Genomic DNA, 14,596 nt, shown 5'->3' with positions numbered 1-14,596 from the left:
ATGAAGATTCTTGTTTGTATTACTCATGTACCGGATACCACATCCAAAATTCAGTTCACAGATAATAATACCAAGTTTGATAAAAATGGAGTTCAATTTATAATTGGACCCTATGATGATTATGCACTCGCTAGGGCAGTTGAACTTAAAGAACAGCTGGGAGCGAGTCTGACCGCTTTGAATGTTGGAGAAGCCGAAACCGAGCCAACTTTAAGAAAGGCGTTGGCTATAGGTGCAGATGACGCCATTAGGGTAAACAGCTTTCCAAAAGATTCTTTGTTTGTGGCCCAACAAATAGCAGCCATTGCAAAGCAAAACAACTACGACCTGATTTTAATGGGAAGGGAATCCATTGATTTCAATGGTGGGATGGTTCATGGTATGGTAGGTGAACTGTTGGACATGCCTTCAGTATCACCGGTAATGAAGTTAGAGATTGATGGAGAAACAGTCAAAATGGCAAGAGAAATTGAAGGAGGAAAGGAATACCTGGAGGCAAAACTTCCTTTGGTCGCAGGATGTCAGGAACCTATTGCGGAATGGAAAATTCCCAACATGAGAGGTATCATGTCTGCCAGGACTAAACCTTTACAGGTAGTGGAGCCCATGGAGGACAGCAATGCTACCGAAGTCGTTTCTTATCAACTTCCTCCTGCCAAAGGAACTGTTAAGCTGGTGGATAAAGACCATGTGGAAGAATTGGTGAAGTTGCTGAAAAATGAAGCAAAAGTACTTTAAATTTTTATTAATAAATAATTGAAAAACAGATAGATATGTCAATATTAGTTTATATAGAGCATGCGGATGGTTCCGTTAAAAAAACCAGTTTGGAAGCAATTTCATATGCAAAGGCACTTTCAAGTATAACTTCAGAGGGGGAAGTAATTGCCGTGGCTTTGGGATCAATTGCCTCTGATGAATTGTCAAAGGCTGGAAGTGCAGGTGCATCAAAAGTAATTCATGTCAATGATGATAAACTCAGTTCAGGAATAATTCAGGCCCATGCTGAAGCGGTTGCCCAAGTATTCAAAAAAGTTGGGGCCAAGACCCTTGTTCTTGCGAAATCCTCACTTGGAGATGCAGTTGCTTCCCGATTGGCGATCAAATTGGATGCATCCCTAGTATCCAATGTTGTCGCTCTTCCGGATTTGACTTCGGGCTACAAAGTCAAAAGAAGCATTTATACCGGAAAAGCATTTGCAGAAACTGTCGCCAATAAAGAGAATAGGATTTTGGCAGTCAAGAAAAACGCTGTTGATCTAAAAACTGATGGTCCTGCCGCAGCGATTGAAACAACCAGTTTAGAGCTTTCCCCTGATAATTTTGCTACCAAAATCACTTCAACAGATAAAGCAACAGGGGAGATTCTTTTGCCTGAAGCTGATATCGTTGTTTCCGGAGGAAGGGGAATGAAAGGGCCTGAAAATTGGGGTCTTATTGAAGACCTTGCCAAGGAATTAGGGGCTGCAACAGGTTGTTCCAAGCCAGTTTCTGATATTGGCTGGAGACCACACCATGAACACGTGGGACAAACAGGTGTAAAAGTTGCTCCTTCTTTGTATGTAGCTGTTGGAATTTCGGGGGCTATTCAACATCTTGCGGGGGTGAATTCTTCAAAATGCATTGTTGTGATCAACAAAGATGCTGAGGCACCATTTTTCAAGGCCGCTGATTACGGAATTGTTGGGGATGCATTTGAAGTTTTGCCAAAATTAACGGAAGCTGTAAAAGCATTAAAATAGGATAACAAGTGGATCAGACTGTTGAACTAGAAATTCTTGGATTATCTTCAAATCATTCTCAATCAGGGTCTTTTACCTTGGTGATGGGAGAAGTTGGGGGAACAAGACGTTTGCCTATAGTCATAGGTATGTTTGAAGCCCAGGCTATTGCAATTGAGATTGAAAAGATAATCCCCAACAGGCCCATGACACATGATTTGTTTAAATCGTTTGCCGGCAATTTCAACTATTCCATTGACCACATTTTGATTTCGGATATGAGAGAAGGCGTTTACTATGCAAATATTGTATGTAAATCCTCTTCTAAAGTTGTTGAAATCGATGCCAGGCCCTCTGATGCAATAGCCATTGCGGTAAGATTCGATGCGCCGATTTATTGCTCGGCAAAAGTAATGGCAGAATTTGCCTCTGAATATATTGAAGAGGAGGAAAGAAAGGAAGAGGAGAAATCCACTCCGACCAAAAGGCCGGCATCAGGATCTTCAAAAGCCTCTGATTCTTTAAAAGATTATAGTCTGGATAAATTGAACCAACTCCTGGAAAAGGCAATCAATAATGAAGATTATGAGAAGGCTGCCAGGATAAGGGATGAAATAAACCGGAGAAACTGAAAAAGCCTGGTTTTACCAGGCTTTTCTTCTTCCTGACTCAAACTTTTAAATAAAGTATGAAAATTCAGGAAATATCCAATAGAAATTTTAAGTCATCCTGTTCTTCAATTTCTTTTGGTTATAATGTTTTAATGCTATCCTTTCTTTCAAAATAGATTGTGAAAATCAATTAAAAATATAATCTTATTCACTTATTACCTATTTCACTTACTCAATGGATTATTTCAGAGGCTTAATTGGGATCATTATACTTTTGGCTTTTGCATTTCTTTTTTCCGCCAATAAAAAGGCAGTGGATTGGAGGTTGGTTGGAATAGGGGTTATCTTACAGGCCATTTTTGGCTTTTTGATTACCAAAGTTGAATTTGTTGCCAATATATTTTCCTTGATAAGCAGGGTTTTTGTGAAGTTTCTCAGTTTTTCAAGTGATGGCGCCATCTTTATTTTCGGTGACTTAGCCACTGATACTTTTGGGTTTATTTTTGCTTTTAAAGTATTGCCTACCATCATCTTTTTTTCCACAGTATCTGCAGGGCTCTATTATTTGGGTGTACTTCAAAAAGTAGTGTTTGGAATTGCATGGGTCATGTCGAGGACCATGAGGCTTTCCGGTCCGGAAAGCTTATCTGCCGCGGGAAATATTTTTTTAGGGCAAACAGAGGCACCCTTATTGGTGCGTCCGTTTATTCCCACTATGTCCAGGTCAGAACTCATGTGCTTAATGACAGGAGGTATGGCCACTATAGCAGGGGGTGTGCTGGCTGGTTATGTGGCCTTCCTGGGAGGTGACAGCCTGGAAGAGCAGACCAGGTTTGCTGCTTACCTTTTAGGTGCCAGCATTATGAATGCACCGGCAGCCATAGTGATGTCCAAAATAATGATTCCTGAGACGGATAAGGAAGTAATCAATGATAAACTGGAAGTAAGTGGGGACAATATGGGAGTCAATTTGATTGACGCCATGTCAATCGGTGCATCAGATGGTTTGAAATTGGCACTGAATGTGGGTGGTATGTTATTGGCTTTTATCGCAGTGATTGCAGCGTTGAATTATATTTTATCAGGATTGATCGGACAATATTCTGGATTGAATTCTTTGGTGGCAGCCTCCACGGACGGGCAGTTTACCGGTTTTTCATTGGAATATATTTTAGGCCAGATTTTCAGGGTATTTGCTTGGGTAATAGGGGTGGATTGGAGTGAAACCCTACAGGTGGGTTCACTTTTGGGCCAAAAAACTGTAATCAATGAATTTGTCGCTTATTTGAGTTTAGCTGATATGAAAACTTCCGGTTCACTTTCCCAAAAGGCCATTGTAATCTCCACTTATGCACTTTGCGGTTTTTCAAATTTCAGTTCCATTGCCATACAGGTAGGAGGGATTGGAAGTATCGCACCTAACCAACAGGGAAATCTTTCCAGATTGGGGATGAGGGCCTTATTAGCGGCAACATTAGCCTGTTTGATGACCGCAACCATAGCTGGCTCATTATTTGGATAATAAAAAAGGCTGCTTCCGGAAGCAGCCTTTTTTATTAATCTTCATGGATGGTAATTTTTTCAATTTTATCTCCCTGACGGATTTGGTCAATAACTTCAAGACCTTCCACCACCTTGCCAAAACATGTGTGTCTTTTATCCAGATGGCTGGTATTGTCCCTACTGTGGCATATGAAAAACTGGGAACCTCCGGTATTTCTTCCCGCATGTGCCATAGATAGGACACCGCGGTCATGGTATTGGTTTTCTCCATCAAGTTCACAATCTATCTTGTAGCCCGGTCCTCCTGTACCATTGCCAATGGGACATCCGCCCTGGATAACAAAATTTGGGATTACCCTATGGAAGGTAAGGCCATCATAAAAGCCTTTTTTTGCCAAACTAATAAAGTTTTCCACTGTTTTAGGAGCATCTTTTTCATAAAATTCAACTTTCATCAGCCCCTTTTCGGTTAAAATATCTGCAGTTTTCATAAGATGTTATTTTTCCAAAAGTAACAAAAGTTACCTTGAGCTTTTTCAATTTTTTTTCCAATTAATGGCTTTGTATAATTTATTGAGAGAATTTGGAATTTTCTCTTATCATTGTAGATATAATAAATCCCTTCAATCATTAAATAGTTCAAATTTTGGAAATAGAAAAAGTTAATAACCCCGGAGGGCTGCAAGGAGACTTATTCTCAGGCCCCACTATATTTGGTCACCCAAAAGGTTTGATGACGTTGTTTTTCACCGAAATGTGGGAAAGATTCAGTTATTATGGAATGCGGGCACTGTTGATCCTCTTTATGACGGCCGCTATAGCCGATGGAGGAATGGGTTTTGACGATAAAACTTCAGGGGCCATTTATGGTCTGTATACCATGGGGGTATATTTATTGGCTTTACCTGGTGGTTGGTTTGCGGATAGGTTATTCGGTTTGAAAAAATCCGTCTGGTATGGGGGTATTATTATTGCATTGGGACATTTTACCATGGCATTACCCGGTCTGGCCAATTTACTCGGTGGAGCAAGTATCGAGGCAAGAGACACTTTATCCGTGCTAGATTCAAATTCCTTTTTTATCGGTTTGATTTTAATTACCATTGGGACCGGATTACTCAAGCCCAATATCAGCTCAATAGTAGGTCAGTTATATCCTGCTGGAAGTTCCAAAAGAGATGCCGGATTTTCCATATTCTATATGGGTATCAATATTGGGGCTTTGGTGGCCCCTATTGCCTGTAGTACGGTAGCCACTTTTGATTGGCATTTTGGATTTGGACTTGCCGGATTGGGAATGGTCTTTGGTCTGATACAATACAGACTTACAGGAAGTAGTTTGGATGGTTACGGGGAGGAAATTCCCGTTGTGACAGAAACAGACAAAAGGGAGAGGGAGAATTTGAAAAAGATCCTGTTGGGTTTAGGAACCATATTGCTCTTTTTATTGGCAATTATTTTCCTCGGCTATATCCCGATAAATGTTTCGGCAATTGCTGGAGCTTCAGGCACTATTATAGCCATTGTAGCTTTTGTTTATTTGGGTTATGTCATCCTTTTTGGGGGCCTCGAGTCTGATGATAAGAAAAAAGTTGGGGTTATAGCTATCCTGTTTTTATTTTCAGCGCTTTTTTGGTCGGGCTTTGAACAGGCAGGATCTACGCTTAATTTATTTGCAGAACGGTTTACTAATAGAAATTTCTTAGGTTTTGAAATACCTGCAGGGTATTTCCAATCCGTCAACTCCATGTTCATCATTATTTTTGCACCATTTTTTGGGGCATTATGGGTTTGGCTGGGAAAGAGAAATCTGGAGCCAAGTTCTCCTTTGAAATTTGCTATGGGCTTACTGCTCTTGGGGATGGGATTTCTGGTCATGTATTTTGCTGCAAAAATAGCCGCTTCAGGAGACTTGGCTGCACCAACCTGGTTGATCTTCACCTACATGCTCCATACCTTTGGAGAGTTAAGTTTGAGCCCAGTAGGTTTGAGTTTGGTGACAAAATTGGCTCCTGCACGGTATGGAGGCCAAATGATGGGTATATGGTTCCTTTCAGTTTCTTTGGGAAATTTATTTGCCGGACTAATTGCTGGAGAAGCGAGTGGGGGAAGCGAAGAGGCTTTGGCCCAAATGCCCGATCAATATAAATTAATTGTATACACAGCGGTAGGTGCCGGTATTCTTTTACTGCTTTTAAGCAAGCCTATCAGAAAATTGATGGGTAATGTACATTGATTACAAAAAAAGGCTGTTTCGGGGAGAAACAGCCTTTTTTTATTTATTTTTTTCTTTTGGTGGATTAGTGTTCCTTAAGTCCATGGCAGTGAGACCTGCACCTAAACCAATCAAAATACAAACAATCAAAAGGAATAACTGAGCTCCTGAAGCTATTGGGGAACTAAAGATTTCTAATAAAGTCATATGAATATAATTATGGTCCTATCTTAATTTTCCGAAATATAAGATAGAACAACAAGGGTTCAAAGAAGTACAAAGAAAAAAGCAGGTTAATCCAAGATGCACCTGCTTTTTGACTTAGCTTTTAATCAATTTCGTCATCGAAATCTTCGAAATCCTCGTCGTCGAAGTCGTCATCAAGCTCTTCTTCATCAAAGTCCATGAAATTATCATCGATCAGTTCTGTTTCCTCATCAATGTCGTAAACTTCATCCTGAAACTCATCATCGAACTCATCCTCTTCGAAATCATCGAATTCATCAAAATCGTCGTCAAAATCCTCCATAGCGTGAATTAAATTAATTGTGCAAATTTATTTTTGGATTATCTTGTGCTAAATACGATAAAATATATGTTTATGCAAATACCTTTGAAGGGATATTTTTCTCGTTTTCCATGCTTATTTTTACCTCAAATTTTCCGACCCACTCATTCTCAAGTATTAAGGCCCAGGTTTCCAAATATAGGATGACATCTTCCTTTTTATTTTTTTGAAGTTCATACCTTTTTGGAAATTCAATATGGGACAAAATTTTAGGATCTGAAAGTTTTTCGAGGTGTTTTAGTTCATCAATTGTCAACCCCGCTGCCACCAATTTGCTTATCATTAAATCCATGGGATAGCCACTGGTCGGGCAGTATTCAATCAACTGATCATTCCAATCACCGTGTTTCTGCATGGCATATTGGTGAATTTCGGCTTTTGATAGATGGGCAATCTCCTGCGCAAGATTCCCACAATTACAAGCACCCATATGTCCCCATTCATAATGGGCATTGTCCTTTAATTTTGAAATTGTCCTTCTGAATGCTGCAATTAATTCTGCGGATGCTCTGGCCATAATTTTAAAATTTAGTACTTAAAAATAATAACCATTTTAACATATCGGTGTTTCCTAATTTGCGAAAAAAAAATAACATAAAAAAAACCATCAGTTGAAGATGGTTTTGATATATTTTTTAACCAGAGGTTTGGATAAATACCGTTTGACAAGAGAGTAGTTATTCGCTTTGTCGATATCCCTTTCATCCACAGAACTACTTAAGATGTAAACCTCAGGATTGGTGTTTTTTGGATGGAACTCCTCTAAAAAATCCCAGCCTGTCATTTCAGGCATATTAAGATCCAAAAACAAATAATTGGGATCTATTTCCGGAATCTCCTTTAGGGCGTTGACTGCATTGTTATATTTGTATATTTCAAATGGTACCTTGATATTTTTAGAAATAAGTTTCTCCGTCACAAATGTGCTTATCGGATCATCATCTATCAAAACTATCTTTACCATTCAAATACAAAATATATTGTTCCAAATACAAATACTATGCTACAAAGCTAGCAAAAGTTTTGCCATTTGCAAAATTTCAAACCTGTATTTTTGTAGTTCACACTTATTTTTTTGAAGAAAACCTTTCTTTGCCAGTCAAAAGGTCAAAGAAAAGTATGAAATCAGAGGCCAAACTATAAAAAGGATATTTGAATGTGGCAGGTTTGTTCTTTTCAAAGAAAAAATGACCCACCCAAGCAAAGCCATATCCCACCACAGGTATAAGAATAAGTAACCAATAATTGGAATAATAAAAGGCCGCAGCAAGAATAAAGAAAAGCAGGGCAGTACCTATGAAATGTAGTTTTCTGCAGGTTGAGTTCTGATGTTCAGATAAATAATAGGGATAAAATTCCTTTAAACTGTTGTATTTAGTGGTCATGGTTATATTGGGAAATGGGTTATTTAATATGATAAATATAAGTTTCTCCTATTTTTTCAACGGATTGCATCAATTTTTTGCTTTTTGACTTAGGATTATGTACTTCTGATACCGCTGTCAAGCTCATCAGCATCTTTTCATTGCCCGGATCAATAAAATCTACAATAAGTTGCATCAGCTCATAATTTCTCGAGGTATTTTGATTTGTAGGTCTGAACATTCTTGGGTCATACATCCAAGGATCCCAAACCCTATATCCCCACATGGGATAAAGATTGTTGTAAACTTCTTTTTCCCTTCTGTCTTCATTGGAGGTATACCTGATGACTAGGTCGGGTTTCTCTCTTTCATAAACCATTCCCTGACTTTCAAAGATCTCTTTCAATCTGTCAGAAACCAAGGCGTCGAGATAGTCATCAGGAAAACCCTTGTGGCCGATTTCCCGGTTAAGAATTACAAATGATTCATATTTCTTATAAGGCTTAAATTCGGTCTTTTCTTTGAAAATTTCAATAGAACTGCAGGAAGTTCCTACCATTAATAAGCTTAAGAGAAAATATTTTTTTATTTGGGTCATTTTTAGAACTGTTATTCAAGTCAATGATATTAACGGAAGTACCGCAATACTGTTGAATTTAATCAAGAAAACATTCCTCCAAAAATAATATTCCCATTTCTGTCCGGTCTGGATTGTCCGTTTATTACAGATTATTTATTTCAATTTTTATTCTGAATATAATTTGAATTGACGAAGCATAATTTTAATTTAAAATTTTATTTATCTATTTATATTCTAATGAATTAAACCTAAACAAACTCATATGAAAAATTTATTTCTACTATGCGCATTTTTACTTACCTGTCAATTGGCCATTTCACAGGAAGTGGAAGAATTGACAGATGCAACCGAAGAAGCTTTGCAGGATACTAGCTATTGGGATAGGGAATTTTCATTTGGAATTAACTTCAATCAGGCGGCTTTTTCAGGCAATTGGAAAGCAGGGGGTGTAAATTCAATTGCGCTGGGTTCCATTGTGTCAGGAAAAGCCAATTATGCCAAAGACAAATGGAGCTGGGATAACCAGGTTGAATTAATTTATGGCCTAGTGAAAAATGAAGGACAGGACTTTAGAAAATCCAATGACAGGATCTTTTTTGATTCTAAAGTAGGACGTAAAATCAGTGAAAAATGGGGGTATTTTGCTTCAGTCAACTTTATCACCCAGTTTACCCAGGGTTTTGATTATAGCCAGGATGATCCCATTTTAATTTCCAGCTTTTTTTCACCTGCATTTTTGACAACCGGTTTTGGTATGGAATACAAGCCGAATGAAGAATTCGCTTTGCGTTTGGCTCCTTTTTCACCAAGGTTTACATTCGTTACAGATCCTAATATCATCAATAATGTACCGGAAAATTATGGTGTTCCGGCAGGACAGACAGTAAGACAGGAATGGTTGGCTTTTCAGGTATTCATGACATACAATAAAAAATTCAATGATAATTTAACTTTGAATTCAAGATACCAGATGTTTGCCAATTTAGAAACATTGGCCTTTGACAGTATTGACCACCGTTTGGATTTTACCTTGATTGCCAAAATCACAAAATACGTGGATGTGACTTTTACAAGTATCAATGTGTATGATATTGATATGACTTCAGGGATTCAGTTTAGCCAGGCATTGGCTTTAGGTCTTTTGTATAAAGTGGGTAATAAAAAGTAAGTCTTTTTATATGATTTTTTTAAAAAATTTTGAATTTTACAAATATGTATTATTTTTGTTTCAATTGTGGTAGTTAAATAATAGTTGGTTTAGTTTTCATATAAAGGGCAGGAGAATTTCTCCTGCTTTTTTATTTAAAAAAGCAATCCTTTATGGATTGCTTTAGGATTTTTTCAAGTTTTATTCTTATTTTTTGAGTTTCCTGATACTTACCACCGGTAAATCCGTCATTGCAATTAGATTTTCTGTTATACTGGGTGAAAAATACTGCATGAGATCTGATTTTCCGAAAGTGATGACTGCAATTCCATCTGCTTTCGCTTTTTCGGCAAACTGTATGATACCTCTTTCTTCCTTGAAAGCATCTATAATATTGATATCATAAGCATAATTTCCGAATTTTTTTAAATAGGCTTTTCCAAGGACAATAATGTCATTGGTTTCCATAAAGTAAGTTGGGGTATTGACAAAAAGGATTTGGAGCTTTGTTCCTATAGTTTCCGCAAGGGCTTCGGCTGACCGGAATGATTCCCCTGTTTCTTCTCGGAAATTAGTGGCAAAAACCAATTTATTGATGGCAGTTTTATCATTGTTTTCCTTGATTACAAATATAGGTACGCTGGCTCTCCTGATCATACTGTAAGTATTACTTCCCAACATATGTTCCTTAAACCCATATTGTCCATGCGAACCCATCACTACCAAATCAATGTGTTCAGATTCCACATATTTATGGATTTTCTCATTTCCGTCATTAAAAACCAATAGTTTCCTGGCCTGAATTCCTTCACTTTCAGCCCTATTCAATAAAATCTTGAGTTTTTCTTTGGCATTCGCTATGGCTTTTTTAGTTTCAGGGAAGAAATCCTCCTGTTCTTTGGTCAGTTTGGCCCAGTCCACAGGAGTGATGATGATATGTAAAAATACCAATTCGGCCTTGATCTTCTTGGCCAGATGAAAAGCGTAATTTTCAGCTGATTTGGCACAAGTAGAAAAATCGGTGGGGATAAGTATCTTTTTCATGACTTTCGGGTTTGGATTATTGATATGTATAAAGTTACCCTTCAAATAATAAATTTTTGCTATTTCAGATCAGTCCAAACCATGATAAAAATCAGTTTAAGGTCAAAAAAAACCAATTCATTTATATAAAGTACCATCTAAGTAAATGCGAAAGAAGGATATAAAGAAAAGAAAGTTTTATTTGAAGTCTGAGACGAAAATGGAATTGAAAATAGCTGATAATTTTCGGTACATTTCCAGCCCTTGACAGCAGATTTTTTTCTTAATAAAAGTCTTTTTTTGGGAAATTGAAATAGATAAAACTTATTCGTTTATTTGTTGAAAATCTGAATAAACAGATTTTAATTTAAGCGTTTAAGTTTAAAAAGCCCTGATCATCTTGGTCAGGGTTTTTTGTTAAAAATCCTTGGTAGATAAGCAAAATCAAACCTGAAATTCATCGTTTATAAATTGAATTATCTCTTTAAGGATTTTTTCACTTTCTTTCCAATTTTTTACTATAAACCTTTAAATCAATTTCCCTTTCATTCCTAATTGCTGATTCATTATACCATCAATTCCCTTTCCACAATTCTAGACTTAAGTAAAAATGAAGAAATCATCCAAGTCTTACCTTAGGCATCTCGCCATTAAACTCCCCCCAAAAAAATCCCCCTAGATTGTGTCTAGGGGGATTAGTACGCGCGGAAGGATTCGAACCCTCAACCCTCGGAGCCGAAATCCGATATTCTATCCAGTTGAACTACGCGCGCAACTTATATTTTAGAATATCAGGAAGTGATAGCCGCTCTGACTTTTTCAGCTGCTTCTTTCAGCGTAATGGCGGAGGATACTTTTAGTCCGGATTCATCTATGATTTTTGCGCCTTCTTCGGCGTTAGTCCCCTGTAACCTTACTATTATGGGAACTGGAATATTTTCGATTGACTTATAGGCTTCAACTACGCCATTTGCGATCCTGTCACACCTGACAATACCCCCAAAAACATTGATCAAAATTGCTTTCACATTGGGATCCTGAAGGATAATCCTGAAACCTGCTTCCACTGTAACTGCATTTGCTCCTCCTCCTACGTCAAGGAAGTTGGCAGGTTCTCCCCCGGATAATTTAATCATGTCCATAGTGGCCATGGCCAAACCTGCTCCATTTACCATGCAACCTACATTTCCATCCAATTTCACATAGTTGAGGTCAGATTTTCCAGCTTCAACCTCCAAAGGATCTTCCTCTGCCAAATCTCTTAATTCCGCAAGGTCTTGGTGTCTGAACAAGGCATTATCATCCAGATTTACTTTTGCATCAACTGCAAGTATTTTGTCATCCGAAGTCTTCAGAACCGGGTTGATTTCAAATTGGGAAGCATCAGAACCTATGTACGCATTATACAGTGCAGTAATGAATTTTACCATCTCTTTGAAAGCATTGCCCTCCAAACCAAGTTTAAAAGCAACTTTTCTTGCCTGGAAGCCCTGAAGTCCCACTTTAGGATCCACCCATTCTTTGATAATTTTTTCCGGATGTTTTTCAGCTACCTCTTCTATATCCATTCCTCCTTCAGTGGAGGCCATAATCACATTACAGCCTTTGGCCCTGTCCAAAAGGATGGATAAATAATATTCCTTTGGCTCTGAATGACCTGGATAATAGACATCTTCAGCAACCAATATTTTATTTACTTTTTTACCTTCAGCCCCAGTTTGAATGGTTACCAAAGTTCCACCAAGGATGTTTTTTGCTTTTTCCGGTACTTCCTCAAGCTTTTTTGCCAAAACTACTCCATTAGAGCCTGTTTCTTTAACTTTACCTTTTCCCCTTCCACCAGCATGGATCTGGGCCTTGATAACATACCAGGAAGTTCCGGTTTCTGCATTCAGTTTTTTTGCTGCTTTCAATGCAGTCTCAGGACTGTCAGCAACGACACCTTCCTGAATTCGTACACCGTAGCTTTTCAAAAGTTCTTTTGCTTGATATTCGTGTATATTCATCCTTGTAAAATTTTTGCCCGAAGTTAAGTGCTACATATTGATTTTTCAAGTTAAGCATTCCTCTTTTTGGTAAATAAATAGCATTTTTGAACCTTATTAATTTCTCTCACATTATCTTTAACTTTTATCGACCCATTTATGCTTGTTGCCAAAGGAATTCAAAAATATTATGGAGACCTCCATGTTCTGAAAGGTGTGGATCTGGAAATATTTGATAATGAAGTAGTTTCTGTAGTGGGAGCATCCGGTGCAGGGAAAAGTACACTTTTGCATATTTTGGGAACACTCGATAATGCAGATGAGGGAGAAGTATGGATAGGGAATACTCTTGTGTCCAAGCTCAAAGGTGATAAACTGGCAGATTTCAGAAACAGTCAGATAGGATTTATTTTCCAGTTCCACAACTTATTACCTGAATTTACGGCGGAAGAAAATATACTTATCCCCGGCTTGATTGCGGGAAAACATGAAACCGAATTAAGAAAAAGGGCAATGGAATTATCACGGTTATTGGGTTTTGAAAAAAGGCTCTCCCATAAACCTTCAGAATTATCAGGTGGAGAACAGCAGCGTGTGGCTGTGGCCAGGGCCTTGATCAACAATCCGAAAATTGTATTTGCAGATGAACCTAGCGGTAACCTTGACACCCAAAATGCCCAGGCACTCCATGAATTGTTTTTTAAATTAAGGGAAAATTTTGGACAATCTTTTGTTATTGTTACCCACAATCAGGAACTCGCCAAAATGGCAGACAGAACCCTGACCATGCAGGATGGTAAAATGCTTTCCATACTCACCAATAAAAAAGGATAAGGAAATTCCAAAAGGCCATATTCAAGTTATGATTCTAAAAAAATCTTGAACATGTTCTTTAAAAAGCGAACAGGAACATTTCAATTATTACCTTAGCTTTGCCGAAATATTGATCGAAAATTGAGTAATAAGAGTGTTCAAAACATGCTTTTTGCAGGGTTTCTTTTTGCCCTGATGAATGTATCGGTTAAACTGGTACCACATATCCCTGCTATTGAAATTATTTTGTTCCGGTCAGTTTTCAGCTTCGTTTTCACCTATTTTCTAATAAAAAAAGCCGAAGTCCCATTATTTGGGACAAATAAAAAATTACTGATATTGAGAGGGATTGTAGGTTCCATAGGCCTGATTGCTTTTTTCTATAATCTGCAGAGTATTCCACTTGCCTCAGCAGTGACCATCAATTATCTGGCTCCAATTTTTACCACCATTCTTGGGATTTTTATTGTAAAAGAAAAGGTAAGGGCAAAGCGGTTTATTTTCTTTGGTATTTCATTTATTGGCGTAATTATTATCGAAGGATTTGATCCCAGGATTTCATTTTTTGATCTTTCTGTAGGACTGGTAGCAGCGATGTCCATGGGTCTTGCCTATAATTTGATCAGGAAAATCAGTAATTCCGAGCATCCTTTGGTCATTATGTTTTATTTTCCTTTAATTACCATACCAATAGCGGCTATTTTCAGTTATTTTATTTGGGTTACCCCACAAAAATGGGATTGGCTTATTCTTCTGGCCGTGGGATTACTTACCCAGTTTGCCCAATACTTTATGACTTTGGCCTACCAGAATGCCAATGTATCTAAAGTGGCAAGTTTGAGTTATGTAGGAATTATCTATGCCTTGGGCTTTGGTTTTTTTATTTTTGATGAGACTTTTAGTTTGATAAGTTTTATAGGTATGTCCCTGGTATTGGCAGGTGTCGTTTTGAATGTGACCTCCAAGGTATGATTCCTGGATAGGAAAGCTAAAAGAAAAAGTTGTGTTTAATATTAATTGGCCTAATTTTAGATTAATGTTAAAAAAACTCATTTCTTGGTTACAA

16 protein-coding genes and 1 tRNA gene are annotated in these 14,596 nt (G+C 37.8%); 8 read left to right on the top strand and 9 right to left on the bottom strand.

Features of this window, described 5'->3' with window-relative positions; all coding sequences use genetic code 11:
- The 4 genes from ACFSKV_RS07380 (at window position 1) to ACFSKV_RS07365 (ending at window position 3,854) form a co-directional block, all read left to right on the top strand.
- On the top strand, window positions 1–738 hold the full coding sequence (locus ACFSKV_RS07380) for an electron transfer flavoprotein subunit beta/FixA family protein (RefSeq protein ID WP_380801301.1): 738 nt from the start codon (window positions 1–3) through the stop codon (window positions 736–738).
- 35 nt (window positions 739–773) lie between these two features.
- Window positions 774–1,742, top strand: a complete 969-nt coding sequence (locus ACFSKV_RS07375; RefSeq protein WP_380801300.1) for an electron transfer flavoprotein subunit alpha/FixB family protein — start codon at window positions 774–776, stop codon at window positions 1,740–1,742.
- 8 nt (window positions 1,743–1,750) lie between these two features.
- Window positions 1,751–2,353: a bifunctional nuclease domain-containing protein gene (locus tag ACFSKV_RS07370; protein ID WP_380801299.1), complete on the top strand. Its 603-nt coding sequence runs from the start codon at window positions 1,751–1,753 to the stop codon at window positions 2,351–2,353.
- Window positions 2,354–2,567: 214 nt separating this feature from the next.
- The gene (locus ACFSKV_RS07365; protein WP_380801298.1) at window positions 2,568–3,854 is read left to right on the top strand and encodes a NupC/NupG family nucleoside CNT transporter; all 1,287 of its coding nucleotides are present in this window, start codon (window positions 2,568–2,570) and stop codon (window positions 3,852–3,854) included.
- A 34-nt stretch (window positions 3,855–3,888) separates the two neighbouring features.
- On the opposite strand, the gene ACFSKV_RS07360 is transcribed toward ACFSKV_RS07365, so the two are convergent.
- On the bottom strand, window positions 3,889–4,326 hold the full coding sequence (locus ACFSKV_RS07360; RefSeq protein ID WP_380801297.1) for a peptidylprolyl isomerase: 438 nt from the start codon (window positions 4,324–4,326) through the stop codon (window positions 3,889–3,891).
- Window positions 4,327–4,568: 242 nt separating this feature from the next.
- On the opposite strand from ACFSKV_RS07360, the gene ACFSKV_RS07355 reads away from it, so the two are divergent.
- Complete coding sequence (locus ACFSKV_RS07355) at window positions 4,569–6,071, top strand: peptide MFS transporter (RefSeq protein ID WP_380801385.1); 1,503 nt, start codon at window positions 4,569–4,571, stop codon at window positions 6,069–6,071.
- Window positions 6,072–6,378: 307 nt separating this feature from the next.
- On the opposite strand, the gene ACFSKV_RS07350 is transcribed toward ACFSKV_RS07355, so the two are convergent.
- From ACFSKV_RS07350 to ACFSKV_RS07330, 5 genes are all read right to left on the bottom strand, one after another.
- On the bottom strand, window positions 6,379–6,579 hold the full coding sequence (locus tag ACFSKV_RS07350; RefSeq protein ID WP_380801296.1) for a hypothetical protein: 201 nt from the start codon (window positions 6,577–6,579) through the stop codon (window positions 6,379–6,381).
- 70 nt (window positions 6,580–6,649) lie between these two features.
- On the bottom strand, window positions 6,650–7,135 hold the full coding sequence (locus tag ACFSKV_RS07345) for a hypothetical protein (RefSeq protein WP_380801295.1): 486 nt from the start codon (window positions 7,133–7,135) through the stop codon (window positions 6,650–6,652).
- Between the two features lie 90 nt (window positions 7,136–7,225).
- A complete protein-coding gene (locus ACFSKV_RS07340) occupies window positions 7,226–7,582 on the bottom strand; it encodes a response regulator (protein WP_380801294.1) in 357 nt (118 codons plus the stop codon).
- Window positions 7,583–7,685: 103 nt separating this feature from the next.
- Window positions 7,686–8,003, bottom strand: a complete 318-nt coding sequence (locus ACFSKV_RS07335) for an Mpo1-like protein (protein ID WP_380801293.1) — start codon at window positions 8,001–8,003, stop codon at window positions 7,686–7,688.
- Between the two features lie 19 nt (window positions 8,004–8,022).
- Entirely contained in the window at window positions 8,023–8,580 is a 558-nt protein-coding gene (locus tag ACFSKV_RS07330; RefSeq protein ID WP_380801292.1) for a DUF4136 domain-containing protein, read from the bottom strand.
- Window positions 8,581–8,824: 244 nt separating this feature from the next.
- On the opposite strand from ACFSKV_RS07330, the gene ACFSKV_RS07325 reads away from it, so the two are divergent.
- Window positions 8,825–9,730 (top strand): DUF3078 domain-containing protein, encoded by a 906-nt coding sequence (locus ACFSKV_RS07325; protein WP_380801291.1) that lies wholly within the window; start codon window positions 8,825–8,827, stop codon window positions 9,728–9,730.
- A gap of 186 nt (window positions 9,731–9,916) precedes the next feature.
- On the opposite strand, the gene ACFSKV_RS07320 is transcribed toward ACFSKV_RS07325, so the two are convergent.
- The 3 genes from ACFSKV_RS07320 to sucC all read right to left on the bottom strand — a co-directional run bounded on the left by ACFSKV_RS07320 (window position 9,917) and on the right by sucC (window position 12,738).
- On the bottom strand, window positions 9,917–10,753 hold the full coding sequence (locus ACFSKV_RS07320) for a universal stress protein (RefSeq protein WP_380801290.1): 837 nt from the start codon (window positions 10,751–10,753) through the stop codon (window positions 9,917–9,919).
- A 678-nt stretch (window positions 10,754–11,431) separates the two neighbouring features.
- Window positions 11,432–11,505, bottom strand: a tRNA-Arg gene (locus ACFSKV_RS07315).
- An 18-nt stretch (window positions 11,506–11,523) separates the two neighbouring features.
- The gene (sucC, locus tag ACFSKV_RS07310) at window positions 11,524–12,738 is read right to left on the bottom strand and encodes an ADP-forming succinate--CoA ligase subunit beta (protein WP_380801289.1); all 1,215 of its coding nucleotides are present in this window, start codon (window positions 12,736–12,738) and stop codon (window positions 11,524–11,526) included.
- Between the two features lie 138 nt (window positions 12,739–12,876).
- Between sucC and ACFSKV_RS07305 the strand changes: the two genes are divergently transcribed.
- A complete protein-coding gene (locus tag ACFSKV_RS07305; protein WP_380801288.1) occupies window positions 12,877–13,551 on the top strand; it encodes an ABC transporter ATP-binding protein in 675 nt (224 codons plus the stop codon).
- Window positions 13,552–13,695: 144 nt separating this feature from the next.
- Window positions 13,696–14,502, top strand: a complete 807-nt coding sequence (locus tag ACFSKV_RS07300; RefSeq protein WP_380801287.1) for a DMT family transporter — start codon at window positions 13,696–13,698, stop codon at window positions 14,500–14,502.
- Window positions 14,503–14,596: the final 94 nt, after the last annotated feature.

Source organism: Shivajiella indica, from assembly GCF_042683085.1.
Taxonomy (GTDB): Bacteria; Bacteroidota; Bacteroidia; order Cytophagales; family Cyclobacteriaceae; genus Shivajiella; species Shivajiella indica.
Note: the sequence above shows the minus strand (reverse complement) of the source record. Positions and strands in the feature narration are given on the sequence as shown.

Excerpts from the sequence above, each read along its gene's own strand:
- ACFSKV_RS07380 (WP_380801301.1), top strand. The coding sequence starts at position 1 with ATGAAGATTCTTGTTTGTATTACTCATGTACCGGATACCACATCCAAA.
- ACFSKV_RS07375 (WP_380801300.1), top strand. The coding sequence starts at position 774 with ATGTCAATATTAGTTTATATAGAGCATGCGGATGGTTCCGTTAAAAAA.
- ACFSKV_RS07365 (WP_380801298.1), top strand. The coding sequence starts at position 2,568 with ATGGATTATTTCAGAGGCTTAATTGGGATCATTATACTTTTGGCTTTT.
- ACFSKV_RS07360 (WP_380801297.1), bottom strand. The coding sequence starts at position 4,326 with ATGAAAACTGCAGATATTTTAACCGAAAAGGGGCTGATGAAAGTTGAA.
- ACFSKV_RS07355 (WP_380801385.1), top strand. The coding sequence starts at position 4,569 with ATGACGTTGTTTTTCACCGAAATGTGGGAAAGATTCAGTTATTATGGA.
- ACFSKV_RS07350 (WP_380801296.1), bottom strand. The coding sequence starts at position 6,579 with ATGGAGGATTTTGACGACGATTTTGATGAATTCGATGATTTCGAAGAG.
- ACFSKV_RS07345 (WP_380801295.1), bottom strand. The coding sequence starts at position 7,135 with ATGGCCAGAGCATCCGCAGAATTAATTGCAGCATTCAGAAGGACAATT.
- ACFSKV_RS07340 (WP_380801294.1), bottom strand. The coding sequence starts at position 7,582 with ATGGTAAAGATAGTTTTGATAGATGATGATCCGATAAGCACATTTGTG.
- ACFSKV_RS07335 (WP_380801293.1), bottom strand. The coding sequence starts at position 8,003 with ATGACCACTAAATACAACAGTTTAAAGGAATTTTATCCCTATTATTTA.
- ACFSKV_RS07330 (WP_380801292.1), bottom strand. The coding sequence starts at position 8,580 with ATGACCCAAATAAAAAAATATTTTCTCTTAAGCTTATTAATGGTAGGA.
- ACFSKV_RS07325 (WP_380801291.1), top strand. The coding sequence starts at position 8,825 with ATGAAAAATTTATTTCTACTATGCGCATTTTTACTTACCTGTCAATTG.
- ACFSKV_RS07320 (WP_380801290.1), bottom strand. The coding sequence starts at position 10,753 with ATGAAAAAGATACTTATCCCCACCGATTTTTCTACTTGTGCCAAATCA.
- sucC (WP_380801289.1), bottom strand. The coding sequence starts at position 12,738 with ATGAATATACACGAATATCAAGCAAAAGAACTTTTGAAAAGCTACGGT.
- ACFSKV_RS07305 (WP_380801288.1), top strand. The coding sequence starts at position 12,877 with ATGCTTGTTGCCAAAGGAATTCAAAAATATTATGGAGACCTCCATGTT.
- ACFSKV_RS07300 (WP_380801287.1), top strand. The coding sequence starts at position 13,696 with ATGCTTTTTGCAGGGTTTCTTTTTGCCCTGATGAATGTATCGGTTAAA.